At 76.5% G+C, this 13,236-nt stretch carries 8 protein-coding genes; 5 read left to right on the forward strand and 3 right to left on the reverse strand.

Going from position 1 to position 13,236, the window contains the following annotated elements; all coding sequences use genetic code 11:
• Window positions 1-55 precede the first annotated feature (55 nt).
• The 4 genes from ABZ945_RS24510 (at window position 56) to ABZ945_RS24525 (ending at window position 7,786) form a co-directional block, all read left to right on the forward strand.
• A complete protein-coding gene (locus ABZ945_RS24510; RefSeq protein WP_361273273.1) occupies window positions 56-1,348 on the forward strand; it encodes a hypothetical protein in 1,293 nt (430 codons plus the stop codon).
• Between the two features lie 93 nt (window positions 1,349-1,441).
• Window positions 1,442-4,921, forward strand: a complete 3,480-nt coding sequence (locus ABZ945_RS24515; RefSeq protein ID WP_361273275.1) for a BTAD domain-containing putative transcriptional regulator — start codon at window positions 1,442-1,444, stop codon at window positions 4,919-4,921.
• A gap of 115 nt (window positions 4,922-5,036) precedes the next feature.
• Complete coding sequence (locus ABZ945_RS24520) at window positions 5,037-6,836, forward strand: DUF6304 family protein (RefSeq protein WP_361273277.1); 1,800 nt, start codon at window positions 5,037-5,039, stop codon at window positions 6,834-6,836.
• Between the two features lie 20 nt (window positions 6,837-6,856).
• Window positions 6,857-7,786: an ion transporter gene (locus ABZ945_RS24525; protein WP_361273346.1), complete on the forward strand. Its 930-nt coding sequence runs from the start codon at window positions 6,857-6,859 to the stop codon at window positions 7,784-7,786.
• A gap of 28 nt (window positions 7,787-7,814) precedes the next feature.
• On the opposite strand, the gene ABZ945_RS24530 is transcribed toward ABZ945_RS24525, so the two are convergent.
• The 3 genes from ABZ945_RS24530 to ABZ945_RS24540 all read right to left on the reverse strand — a co-directional run bounded on the left by ABZ945_RS24530 (window position 7,815) and on the right by ABZ945_RS24540 (window position 10,878).
• Window positions 7,815-8,555, reverse strand: coding sequence for an SseB family protein (locus ABZ945_RS24530; protein WP_361273280.1), 741 nt, complete (start codon window positions 8,553-8,555; stop codon window positions 7,815-7,817).
• Window positions 8,546-9,790, reverse strand: coding sequence for a type VII secretion-associated serine protease mycosin (gene mycP / locus ABZ945_RS24535; protein ID WP_361273282.1), 1,245 nt, complete (start codon window positions 9,788-9,790; stop codon window positions 8,546-8,548). The genes ABZ945_RS24530 and mycP overlap by 10 nt, the downstream gene beginning before the upstream one ends.
• An 86-nt stretch (window positions 9,791-9,876) precedes the next feature.
• Window positions 9,877-10,878, reverse strand: a complete 1,002-nt coding sequence (locus tag ABZ945_RS24540; protein WP_361273285.1) for a hypothetical protein — start codon at window positions 10,876-10,878, stop codon at window positions 9,877-9,879.
• Between the two features lie 1,138 nt (window positions 10,879-12,016).
• On the opposite strand from ABZ945_RS24540, the gene ABZ945_RS24545 reads away from it, so the two are divergent.
• Window positions 12,017-13,219, forward strand: a complete 1,203-nt coding sequence (locus tag ABZ945_RS24545; protein WP_361273348.1) for an amino acid deaminase/aldolase — start codon at window positions 12,017-12,019, stop codon at window positions 13,217-13,219.
• Window positions 13,220-13,236 lie beyond the last annotated feature (17 nt).

A 13,236-nucleotide genomic window follows, 5' to 3' on the forward strand; every position in this document is an offset into this window, starting at 1 on the left:
GCATGAGTCGCATGCGTCCGGGGCGCCCGATCACCCGATGGAGGAGCCCTTCACCATGACCACCCTTGTCTGCGGCCACGACGCACCGCCCTACGGCCGGCCCCTGTGCGCGCATCTGCGCGTCGCCGACCAGGCCGGCTACACCATCCGGTACACCGGTGTGGGCATGGAGGCCCGGAACGTCTGCGACGCGTGCAAGGACGCGAGCTCCGTGGAGGCGGAGCCGGTGTGCGAGGAGTGCTTCGACGCGGCGGTGGACGACGCCCGGGGGATCGCCGGCAGCCCCGAGATCATCGAGCGGCCCGTTCCGCTGGGCGCCGTGGTGGACGAGCGGCCGCTCCCCGCCGGCCTGGGCACGGTGGTGGACCTGGCCGTGACGGCACGCGGATGGCTGCTGCTCTGCGAGGACGGGCGGCTGGTGCTCTGGGACCCGCACGAGGACCACCACACCGAGGTGGCCCGCTGCCATATCGCGCCGGAGAAGGGCTCGGAGCCGTGGCTCGGCCGGCAGCAGGTCCGCCGGCTGCACGCCTCGCCGGACGGGCGCTTCGCCGCCGTGGTGATCGACTACGGGCGCCGCGGCCAGATCCTCGACCTGACGACGGGCTCGGTCACCGAGGACCTGGACAACGACGGCTACCACAGCGACACCGTGCCGTTCTCCCTGGCGTTCACCGTCCACGAGGGGCGCACGCTGGCCCTGCACCGCCCCGTCTGGAACAGGATCGCCGCCTGCGAGGCGGAGACCGGGCGCTTGGTGACCGGCATTCCCGTCGACGAGCGAGCGGACTGGACGGGCCTCTTCCACGGCACCGTCCTGCCCAGCCCCGACGGCACGCGTATCGCCTCCGACGGCTGGTTCTGGCACCCGCTGGGGTCGGTCGCCGTCTGGAACCTGGCGGCCTGGCTCGCCGAAGGGGAGGCCGCCTGGCCGGAGTCGGCCGGCTGGACCTCCGTCGCCCACGCCGACTACTACTGGGACCGCCCGATGGTCTGGCTCGACGACGACCGGCTGGTCGTCGGCGGTATCGGCGAGGCGGAGGAGCTGATGGTGGACGGGGCGACGGTCTACGCGTTCACCGGTGAGGACGGCGCGGAGCCCGTCACGGAGGCGGTCTTCGCCGGCCCGAAGACCGGCCCGAAGGAGCGGTTCCACGTCCTGGGCGGTCTGCTCTTCTCCTCGGGGGAGAGCGGGATGGAGGTCTGGGACCCGGCCGACGGGGCCCGCCTCGGCACCGTCCCCGGTCTCCGGCCCACCCACCTGGACCGGTCGGCCGGTGAACTGCTCCAACTCGACACGGGGGCGGGGGTGGTGCGCGCCTGGAGCGCCACCCAGGTCGGTCCCTGACGCACCGTGGCCCGCGGGCAACGGGCAACGGGCAACGGGCAACGGGCAACGTACGGCACTCCCTCGGACGCCAGTTCGGTAGATTGCTCCGCCATGGTGCGCCTACACGTCCTCGGTCCGTTCGAGGCCCATGCGGAGGGGACCCGGCTGGCGCTGGGGGGACCTCAGCAGCGTGCGGTGCTCGCCATGCTGGTCGTCGCCCGGGGCAGCGTGGTCCCGGCGGAGCGCATCGCGGACCGGCTGTGGCGCGAGGGCGACCGCGGCCGGCAGATGGCCTCGCTCCACCCGCTGGTGTCCAACCTCCGGCGCGTCCTGGAACCCGGGCGTCCCCCGCGGTCGCCCTCGCGGCTGATCCTGAGCGCGCCGCCCGGATACGTCCTGCGGCTGCCGGAGGACTCCGTGGACGCCTGGCGGTTCGAGGCGGCCGTCCGCCGGGCGCGGGACGTCGCACCCGAGGAGGCCTGGCACCTGCTGGGTGAGGCCCTGGGCTGGTGGCGGGGCCCGGCCTACCCGGAGTGGCCCGACCACACGTGGGCCGCGGACGAGGCCGCCCGGCTGGACGAGTTGCGGCTGATGGCCCGTGAACTCCTGCTCCGGGCCGGTCTGGAGTCGGGCCGGGCCATGGAGGTCGTGCCCAGCGCCGAAGTGCTGGTCCGTGAGGCGCCGTTGCGGGAGGACGCCTGGCGCCTGCTGGCGCTGGCCCTCTGGGCCGGGGGCCGGCAGTCGGAGGCACTGGCGGCGCTGCGCCGTGCCCGGGCGGTCCTGGTCAAGTCGGTGGGCCTCACCCCCGGTCCACCCCTGGTGGAGCTGGAGCGCTCCATTCTGCGCGGGGAGCGCGATGTGCTCCGCCAGGCCATCGCACTCCCCGCACAGAGACCGGCCCCGCCGACCCGGGAGGCCACTGAGCCGCCCCCGACGATCCCTCACGGCAGCCCCCGTGCTCCCCACGCCCCGGTTGCCCCGGAAGCCCCCGGCCCCCGCCCCGAGGAACACGCCCCGGCGACTCCGCGACCGGCCCCGGCCCCTACCCCCGCCGCCGATGCCGGTGCCGCCGATGCCGATGCCGGTGCCGCAGACGAGGTCCTGTACGGCCGTACGGCGGAGCTGCGGGTGCTGCGCGGGGCGGCCCAGGCCGCCGCCCGGCGCGGCTCCGTGGCGATGGTGGCCGGGGAGGCGGGGTCCGGGAAGTCGACGCTGCTGGACCACTTCGGCCGGCTGCTGCGTACCGAGGGCTGGCTGGTCATCACCGGACGCTGCCCCGAGAACGAGGGCGCCCCGCCGGCGTGGGCCTGGGTGGAGGCGCTGGGCGAACTGGCCCGGCTGTCGCCGCCCGCCACCGTGGGCCCGCTGGCCGCCCTGCTGCACCCCGGCGAACCGGACGAGCCGCCGACCGCCGACTCCGCCGCGGGACGCTTCAAGGTGCACACGGCGCTCAAGGAGTGGCTGGCCTCGGCCGCCGCCGAGCAGCCCATCGCGCTCTTCGTGGACGATCTGCACCGGGCCGACGCCGAGACGCTGCTGCTGCTCAACTGCGCCGCCGCACTGCGCGCACCGGTGCTCGTGGTCACCGCCTTCCGCCCCGACGAGGCGGGCGAGCGGCTGGGACCGCTGCGCGCCGAGCTCGCCCGCCTGGCCGCGTACCGGATCACCCTGCGCGGGCTGGCCGCGACGGAGGTGGCGGACCTGGTACGGGCCGTGTGCGGCGGGCCGGTCGCCGCCGAGACGGTCGCCGCGCTGACCGCGCGCACCGGCGGCAACCCGTTCTTCGTCACCGAGAGCGCCCGGCTGCTGGCGGTCGAGGGCAGCCTGAAGGCGGTGACCGAGGTCCCCGAGGCCATCCGGGACGTGCTGCGGCTGCGGCTCGCCCGGCGGTCGGCCCCGGAGCGTACGGTGCTGGCGCTGGCGGCCGTCTGCGGCCGGGACGCGGACGTCGATGTGCTGACCGAGGCCTGCGAGCTGCCCGGGGACCAGGTGGTGGACGCCCTGGAGCGGTGTGTCCGGGCCGGGCTGCTCACCGAGCCGATGCCCGGCCGGGTGCGCTTCGCCCACGTCCTGATGCGCGATGTGGCCTACGGCGATCTCACCGGGCTGCGCCGCGGCGCCCTGCACGGCCGGCTCGCCGAGGCCCTGGAGCGGCTGCGCCCGGGTGATCTGGACGCCCTCGCCCTGCACTTCGCCCGGTCCGGTGATCCCGGCCAGGCCGCCGCGGCCGTCGGCTACGCGGTCCGTGCCGCCGAGCGGGCCGAGCGCCGTTACGCCCATGACGTGGCCGTGGACCTGCTCTCCCAGGCGATCGCGGCCGCCGAGCGCATCCCGAGCCCGCCGGAGCCGCGCGCCGAGCGGCTGATCGACCTGTACGGCCGCCTCGGCCGGGCCCAGGTGCGGTCCGGCGCCATCGCCGCCGCCCAGGGCACCGGGGAGCGCGCCGTGGAGGAGGCCCGCTGTGTGGGCCGCAACGACCTGGTGGCCGCCGCGTTCGCCGCCTGGACCGAGCCCACCCCGTGGCTGACCCGCCGGCACTGGGCGGCCGACGACGACCATGTCGCCGGCACCCTGGAACGGCTGCTCGCCAGGGAGCCGCTGCCGCCGGCGATCGCGGCCCGGCTGCTGCAACGTTTGGTGGAGGAGCTGGCGGACTCCGGTTCCGGGCGGGTCGTCGAGGCCGCCGAACGGCAGCTGGCGATCGCCCGGGACACCGGCGATCCCGCGCTGCTCGCGGCGGCGTTCACCACCATGACCAAGCTGATGCCGCACGAGCACCAGGCCGCCCGCTGCTCGGCCGTGGTGGGCGAGCTCCGCGAGCTGGTCCGGGCCCATGAACTGCCCGCCTACCAGTGGGTCTGCGAGCATATCGACGCGACGATCGCGGCCATCGGCAACGACCCCGAGGCCGTCCGCCGGCACACCGAACGGGGACTGGCCATCGCCCGCCGCTTCCATATCGCGGGCGCCGAGGCCGCCGGGCTGTCCGCGCTGGCGATGCTGGCCCACGCGCGCGGCGAGTTCGACGAGGCGGAGGCGGCGTATCGGCGCGTCCGGGAGCGGCTGAGCGGCCACAACCCCTGGCACGGGGCCGACATCCACACCCGCGGACTGATCACCATCCGCCTCAACCAGGGCCGGGTGGACGAGATCGAGCCGCACACCCGCCGGGTCTACGAGACCTGGGGCGCCCGGGGCGGCGAAGCCCTCGCCCTGGTGCTCGCCCTCCAGGGCAAGACGGAGGAGGCACGGGCCGTCCGCTTCCACCGCGATCCCCCGCAGGACCACTTCTACGGGGTGCGGCTGGGCGCCCGCGCCCGGCTGGCCTGCGTCTTCGACGACCGGGAGGCCGCCGCCCGGCTGATACCGCTGCTCGAACCCGTACAGGACCAGCTCGGTTCGGCGGCGACCACGGCCTTCTGCACCCGCCCCCTCGCCCAGCCCCTCGGCGAGCTGTACGCCCTGCTCGGCGACGACCGGGCCGCGAGGGCCGCGTTCGGCACGGCGGAGCGGGTCGCCCGGCTCTGGGAGGCGGACCACCTCGCCGCCACGGCCCGCGCCTCCGCCCGCACCCTCGCCGGAGCCCGGTGACCGTCCGGCCCCGGCCCACGCCATTTCCGACATGTTCTTGGAGCGCTCTTGGCATGCTCTTGGAGCGGCGCCGAACGGGAATCCCGGGCGGCCCGGGACTTGGCATAGTGGCCGCATGCCCGATGAAACCGGATACGAATCCCCGCTCCGTGTACGCGCCTCCGTCACCGATCGCTGGGGATCCACCGGCGCTTTCCTGACCAATGACGGAAAGACCTTCACGCTCGAATTCCGGGACAACCGGTTCGAGGGGGCCAGCCCCGACGGCCTGGAACTCGTGGCGGAACTTGAACACTCCCTTGAACCGCCCGATCTGGACGGCCGGGACCTGTGCGGATACTGGCTGGGCTGGTCCACGCCCGTCCGGGTCCGTTCCGGCTCGGCGACCGAATACCTTTCCCTTCACACGGACTTGGTGGTGCCGGACCCCCGCCGCCCCGAGACCATCGCGCAGCCCTACGGGGTGCGGCTGAAACTGGAGCGGGACGGCGAGGCCATCGCGGATTCCGGGTGGGCGGACGACGTGGAGCAGGGGCTGTGGGAACTGCGGCGCGACGCCCCGGACGGAATCGCGCTCCAGACCTGCGCGAATTGCGCGTTCTCCGACTACCACCCCGGCGGTTACGCCCTCATGGGCTCGCTGGGCTGTTTCCGGAACAAGAAGGAGGAATTCCGTGCCGTCAGGTCGAAATTCGATCTGATCGACCTCTGGGACGACCGGGCCGGTGACGTCCAGGAGACCCATTCCTGCGCCGACTTCACCGACGACCCGGCCAAGGCGCCCTCGGACGGCGACCCGCGCCCCAGCTGGCCGGACCGCTCGGCCGCGCTCCGGGAGCGGCTGGAGTCCTCCGGCGGCCCCCGCGCGAACCGGCCGGCAGCGCCCTGGCGAACCGCCGGCGGCGGGGACAGGAGGCTGCTCATCACCCGCCTGCCGGCGGAGGCGGGTGAGGTGGCCGACCTGGCCCCGGTCGCCGGCGCGGCGGGATCGGTCTGGCTGCTGCTGGGGCAGGACGGCCGCCTCGTACGGTTCGACGCGGACCGCTCCACCGCGGACACCGTCGGCTCGGTCCGGCTGCCCGAGGAGGCACCGCACCCGCACGCACGGCCGGGCGGCGCCCCCCGGCGCCGGCTCCATGCCTCCCCCGACGGCCGGTTCGCCGCGGTGGTCCACGACTTCGGCCGCTCCGGGCAGCTGCTGGATCTGCGCACCGGCCGGGTGGTCCTCCCTCTGGACGGCGGCGACCACCGCGCGTACACCGTGCCCTTCGCCTTCGCGTTCACCGAGCGGGCGGGCCGCACCCTCGCGGTCCACCGCACCGCCTGGAACCGGCTGGACGTCTCGGACGCGGAGACCGGCGCACCGCTGACCCCCCGCGAGCCGGACGGGGCGCGGCCGCTGGACTACTTCCACGGCGCGCTGGCCGTCTCCCCCGGCGGCACCCGGATAGCGGACGACGGCTGGGTCTGGGGGCCGCACGGGGTGCCCACGGTGTGGAACCTGCGCAACTGGACCGCCGGGCGGACCGGGGAGGCGGAGACCGGGCGGACCCGGAAGGAGCTCGCCCACCGCCCGTACTACTGGAACAACCCCCAGTGCTGGATCGACGAGCGGCGGATCGCCATCAGCGGCATCGGCGAGGCCGGCTCCGCGATCAGGACCCTGCGGGCCGGGGTGCGCGTCTTCGACGCGGTACGGCGCCGTGAGCTGACGGTCCTCCTCGGTGTGCGCGGCCGGCTGTTCGCGGCGGACGGCACCCTGTACGCGGCGGCGCCGGACGGTCTGGACGCCTTCGACCCGGACACCGGGGAGCGGACCGGGGGCGTGCCCGGCTTCGTACCGACCCACCACCATCGCGGGGCGGGCGAGCTGGTGGAGCACGAGGGCGGCGTACTCGTGCGGTGGCGGCTGTGAGCGGGGAGGGCCGGCTGCCACTGCCCGCCGCCGCTACGGCCGTCCACCCCGTGCGCCTCACCCTCGCCCGGCGGGCCCGCACCGTCACCGAGGACCGCCGGTTCGCCTTCACCATGATCGGCGTCATCCTCGCCAACGCCGTCCTGCTGGGGCTGGAGACCTACCCCGGGCTGGTCCACTCCTGGGGGCGCTGGCTCCACCTCGCCGAGCACCTCTGCCTGGCCGCCTTCACCGTCGAGATGCTGCTGCGGCTGTCCGCGCACGCCGACGATCCGCGGGCCTTCCTCCGGGACCCGTGGAACCTCTTCGACCTGGCCGTCGTCGCCTCCGCGTTCCTGCCGACGGTCCGCGACAACACCACCCTGCTGCGGCTGCTGCGCCTCGCCCGCGTCCTGCGCACCGCCCGCTTTCTGCCCCAACTGCGCCTGCTGATGGTCGCGGTGGGCCGCAGTCTGCCCGGCACGGTCAGTTTCCTGCTGCTGGGCGGCCTGGTGCTCTATGTCTACGCCATGGTCGGCTGGGTCGCCTTCGGCGAGGAGGACCCGCGCCAGTACGGATCGGCCGGCCGTGCCCTGCTCACCCTGTTCCTGCTGATGACCCTGGACGGCATCGGGGAGGTGGTCCGCGCCGGGCTGGAGATCTCCCCGTGGAGCGTCCTCTACTACGCCTCCTACGTCCTGATCGCCTCGTTCGTGCTCGTCAACATGCTGATCGGCGTGGTCATCAGCTCGATGGAGGAGGCCCGGGAACTGGAACGGGAGGAGCGGGCGGCAGGGGTGGTGGGGGGAGGCGCCGACGGCGATGAGCTGGCGGCCCGTATCGCCACCGCCCGGCAGGCGCTCGGCGCCCTGGAGACGGCCCTGGCCGCCACCGCCGCGACCACCGGCCGACGGCCCGGCCCGATCCCGGCGTACGGGCCCCCGCCGGAGCAGGCCCAGGCTGCGTCCTGACTCGCCATGGCCGTACGGGGAGCCCGTCTTACGGCCGCATGTGCAGGGGCTCGCCCGGGGGTGTGGCGGTGGGCCGCAGCAGGGCCAGGTCCAGGCCGCGTACCAGGCGGGCGCGGAGGGTCTCGTCAGCGGCCAGCGCCCGGGCGATCCGGCCGGCCGCCTCGGCGGGCACGGCGTCCTCGGCCAGCACCAGGGCGAGGGTGCCGTCGGCGGTGCCCGGGCCGAGGTGGGCGCGGAGCACGGCGGGCTCGGCGGCCACCACCCGGCGGACCGCCTCGATGACGGCCGGGTCGGTGAGCGGGTCGGTGCTGGTGCGGCCCTCGGCGAGGGCGAGCAGCGCGGGCCCGGTCAGCTCGTACGGGACGGGACCGGCCAGGTCGAGCACCAGCGTGTCGGCCTTCTCGTGGGCGGTCGCCTGGAGCGCCTGGTGCAGCGGTACGGCCACCGGGCGGGCGGCCGGGTCCCAGCGGGCCAGCGTCTCCAGGGAGGTGAAGGCGGGCAGGGCCCGGCGGTCGCCCGCGGTGAGCGTGGGCACCGCCATATCGCTGGTCTTCTCCCGGCGCAGCCCGGTGGCCTGGTCCTCCTCGACCTCGCCGAGCACCGCGACCACCGGCACCAGGAGGCGGGCCTCCTTCAGGGCGGCGAGCACCCCGGCCCGGGCCTCGGCGGACCGGTCCGCGGACCAGGCGGCCAGGGCCTCGGCGAGCCGCGGGTCGGCCGTACCGTCGTCGTCGGAGAAACCGGGGTCGGGGATGTTCTTCAGCGCCACCCCGCGAGCCTATCGGCCCCCGAAACGGACCGTGACGGCGGAGTCGCGCGGGCCCGTCCGCCGCGCCACAGCACCACCGCGGCGGCCAGCAGCAGCACCCCGGCGGCGCCCGCCAGGGGGGCCAGCAGCCCGGGGCCGTCCGCCTCCTCGGCGGGCGGTACGGGGGCCGGGCCGAAGCGGGCCGGCCCACCGTCGGCCGCCTTCGGCACGGCGGCGGGGCGCAGGGTGGCGGCCGCGCGGAGGGCGGCGGCCGGGTCCACCGTCCCGTACCCCTTGGCGTCGTCGTGCGCGCCGCCGGCCGGGCGGTCCCGGGCGGTGTCCGCGAGCAGCCGCTTCACCTCGACCGGGGTGAGGTCCGGGTGGGCCGACTTGAGCAGCGCGGCGGCCCCGGAGACGAAGGCGGCGGCGGCGCTGGTGCCCCAGCCCTGGTAGTAGCCGCGGTCGGGGTCGGCGATCACGATGTCCACACCGGGCGCGGCCACCGTCGCGTACCAGCGGCGGGTGGAGAAGGCGGCCCGGGTCCCGTACCGGTCCACCGCCGTGACGGCGATCACCCCGGGGTAGGCGGCCGGATAGGAGATGTGGTCGCCCTTCTCGCCGCCGTTGCCGGCCGAGGCGACCACCACGGCGCCCTTGGCCAGGGCGTACTGCACGGCCGCGTCCTCGCCCGGGTCGGGGTGGGCGGCGGCGCTGTCGTCGCCCAGCGAGAGATTGATGACGTCGGCGCCCTGGTCGGCGGCCCAGCGGATGCCCCGGGCGAGCGCGGTGCCCTTAGTCTTGCGGGCCTGCGCGCGCTCCGGGTCGGTGCCTTCGAGGATGACCCGCACCGGCAGGATCCGCGCCTCGGGCGCGATACCCATCACCCCGTCCTGCCCGCCGGGCCCGTGGCCGTGGGCGGCGATGATCCCGGCCATGGCGGTGCCGTGCCGGGCCCAGGCCCGCTCACCGCGCTCGGCGCCGAAGCCGATGAGGTCCTTGCCGGGCAGGACGCTGCCGGCGAGGTCGGGGTGGCCGGCGTCGACCCCGGTGTCCAGCACCGCGACCGTGACCCCGGCACCCTGGGTGGTGCGCCAGGCCTGCTCGGTGCGGAGCTCCTCCAGCCCCCACTGCTGGGGCCGAATGCCGTCGGCGGCGTGCGCGGGTGCCGCGGGCAGCACGGTGAACGCGGCGGCCAGAGCGGCGGCGGCGAGCCGCGCGCGGGCCCGCCGGGAGCCCCGGGCACGGACGCCCGTCACTGCCCGGGCTCCCGTCCGATCGTGGGCGGCGGCCGGTCCGGCCGCGTCGGCCTCCCGGGCCCGCCCGGGGCCCCGGGCGGGAGCGGTCACTGCTCGGACTCCCGTCCGGCCGCGGCGGCGGCCTTGCGCAGGCCGCGCTCGACCCGGTCGGCGACGCCCTTGGCCTCGTGGCCGAGCCCGGACTGGGCGGGGGCGGTGGTCTGGCCCGGGGCCATCGCCTCGGCGGCGGGCTGCGGGGTGGAGACGGTACGGCCGTCGGCGAAGCCGGACACCGCGTACACCAGCACGGGCGCGTCGGTGAGCACGCTCACCCGCCAGCTGGCCCGCTGCGGGTCGTGGAAGCGCGCGGCGGCGGTGCCGGGGGCGGGCAGCGCCTTCGGCATCAGATCGGCACGGCGGTCGAGCCGTTCGTCGGTGAACCGGTCGCGCAGCGCCGTCATCCGGGTGCGGTCGCCCTTGGTGAACACCATGCCCACGGTGGTGACCAGGGAGGAGGTGGCCTCCCGGTAGGTGGCCCGCACCACTCGGGCGCAACCGACCGGCCGCAGCGTCCGGGTGAGCAGCGGGTCGAGGGCGTCGGCGCAGGTCCCGGCGGGGGCGACGGCGATTCGGGTCCAGTTGCGGTCGGCACGGCCAGGTCCGGCGCCGGACCCCTTGAGGGTGGCCGGGAAGAGGGTGTCGACCGGGGCGCGGTGCCACAGTTCGCGGGCCTGCTCCCAGCGGTCGGCCGCCGGTGCGCCGTCCGGCCGGGCGGCGATCAGTGCCCCGGCGGCGGCCCCGCCGGTGAGCCCGAGGCCGAGGACCAGGCAGACCAGCGCGGCGACGGTACGGACCGGGCGGCGCGCACGGATCGGCCGCAGCCGCACGGTGCTCTCCACCGGCGCCTCGGGCAGCGGAGTGCCGAGGTCGGTGGGGACGCCCAGGCCCGTGGGGACGCCCAGGCCGGTGGGGACGCCCAGGCCGGTGGGGACGCCCAGGCCGGTGGGGACGCCCAGGCCGGTGGGGACGCCCAGGCCGGTGGGCCGGTGCGGCCCCGTGCTGAAGTGCGGCGGAGGGCTCCCGGGCGCCGCCGCCGGGCGACCGGGCACGGCGCCGGACCGAGGAGTGCTTCCCAGCCCGGGGGTGGTTCCGGGGTGAGGGGCGGTCGCGGGCCGGGGGGCCGTCGCAGGCCGGGGGGCGGTCGCGGGCCGGGGGGTGCTTCCGGGCCCGGGGGTGGTTCCGGGGTGAGGGGCGGTCGCGGGCCGGGGGGCGGTTGTGGACCGTCGGGCGGCCGGAACGGCGGGGGGCGCAGTGGGCGTTGACGGAGGCGACCCGGCCGCGCGGTCGGGCGGCGCCGATCGCTGCACGGGGGCGGATCGCCGTACGGGAGCTGATTGCCGTACCGGATCGGATCGCCGTACGGGGGCGGACTGTCCTACCGGATCGGATCGCCGTACGGGCGCGGGCGGCGGCCCGGCGGGGGCGGGCGCGGCCGGGGGCAGCGGCCCGGCGGAGGCGGAGGCGGAGGCAGGCGCGGCCTGGCGCAGCGGCCCGGCGGAGGCGGGTGCGGCCGGGGGCAGCGGCCCGGGCGGCACGGCCCCGGCTCCCGGCGGCACGGCCACGGGCGGCACCGCCGGTCGGGGCGGCACCGCGGGCGCGGGCGGCGCCACCGGCAAGGACGGCCCGGACCCGGACGAATCAAGCGCGGACAGCCGGGACCCGGACGGATCAGTCGCGGACGACCTGGCCCCGGACGGATCAGGGGTCGGCCAGGGCCTGGACGCGGACGGATCAAGAGTCAACCGAGGCGCGGACGACCCGACCGCGGGCGGCCGAGGCGCGGACGAGGGCGTCACCGGACGGGAAGCAGGCGCGGCGGGCGCGGCGGCAGGGCCGGCGATGGGGGCGGGCGCCCCGGCCGGGCGGGAGGCGGAGGTGCCGGCCGGGGGCCGGGTGGGACCGGGCGGGGCGGCGGGGGCCGGGGGCGGATCGACGGGCGGCGGTGGCGCGCCGGTGGTGCGGGCCGGCGGGCGTCGCGCCTCGGTGCTCATCCGCCCCCCTGGCGGTCGTCCGGATCGCCGCGCGGGGCAGGCCCGTTCGTCAGCGTGTACGGCTCACTCTACGGGCTGGCCAGGCCCGTCGGAGAACGCGACCGAGGCCCCACTCAGGGGCGGGGCCGGATCTGACCGGAACATCCCCCTACCCACCGGTAGTGGCTTCTGGCAGGCTCGCCGCATGACTCCGCCCATGACTCCGCGCGCCGCCGACCGCGCCCGCTACGACCGGGCCACCGCCTCCTTCGACGCCCCGCTCGCGGTGGTCGACCTCGACGCGTTCGACGCCAACGCGGCCGATCTGGTGCGCCGGGCGGGCGGCAAGCCGGTGCGGGTGGCGAGCAAGTCCGTACGCTGCCGGGCGCTGCTGGAGCGGGTGCTGGCCATGGACGGGTTCGCCGGGGTGATGTCGTACACCCTGGCCGAGTCGCTCTGGCTGGCCCGGGCCGGGTTCGAGGACGTGCTCCTCGCCTATCCGTCGGTGGACCAGGCGGGCTTCGCCGAGCTGACCGGGGACGCCAAGCTGGCCGGCGCGGTGACGGTGGTGGTGGACGACCCGGCCCAGCTGGACCTGATCGACTGCGCCCGGGACGGCGGCCGGGAGGAGGTCCGGGTCTGCCTGGAGCTGGACACCTCGCTGCGGCTGCTCGGCGGCCGGATACGGGTGGGGGCGCGCCGCTCGCCGCTGCGGGAGCCGGGTCAACTCGCCGAGCTGGCCCGCTCGGTGGCGCGGCGCCCGGGTTTCCGGGTGGTCGGGCTGATGGCGTACGAGGGGCATGTGGCCGGGGTCGGTGATGCGGTGGCCGGGCACCCGCTGCGCTCGCGCGGCATCCGGCTGATGCAGTCGGCGGCCCGCCGGGAGCTGGCGGTGCGGCGGGCGGCCGCGGTGGCGGCGGTACGGGCGGTGGCGCCGGAGCTGGAGTTCGTCAACGGCGGCGGTACCGGCAGCGTCCAGCACACGGTGGCGGAGGCGGCGGTGACCGAGGTGGCGGCCGGGTCGGGGCTGTACCAGCCTCGGCTGTTCGACCACTACTCGTCGTTCTCCGGGCGCCCCGCGGCGCTCTTCGCCCAGCCGGTGGTGCGCCGCCCGGGGGTGGGCTGTGTGACCGTGCTCGGCGGCGGCTACCCGGCGTCGGGGCCGGTCGGCGAGGACCGGCTGCCCGTCCCGTACCTTCCGGAGGGGCTGCGCTACGACCCGCTGGAGGCGGCCGGGGAGGTGCAGACCCCGCTGCTCGGCCCGGCCGCGGACGATCTGCTGATCGGCGACAAGGTGTGGTTCCGGCATGCCAAGGCGGGCGAGCTGTGCGAGCGGTTCGACACCCTGCACCTGGTGGCAGGCGACCAGGTGACGGCCTCGGTGCCCACCTACCGCGGCGAGGGCCGCACCTTCCTCTAGAGCCCGGCCCGCGAGGG

It is taken from the genome of Streptomyces sp. NPDC046887 (assembly GCF_040644755.1).
In the GTDB taxonomy this organism is placed as follows: Bacteria; Actinomycetota; Actinomycetes; order Streptomycetales; family Streptomycetaceae; genus Streptomyces; species Streptomyces lichenis.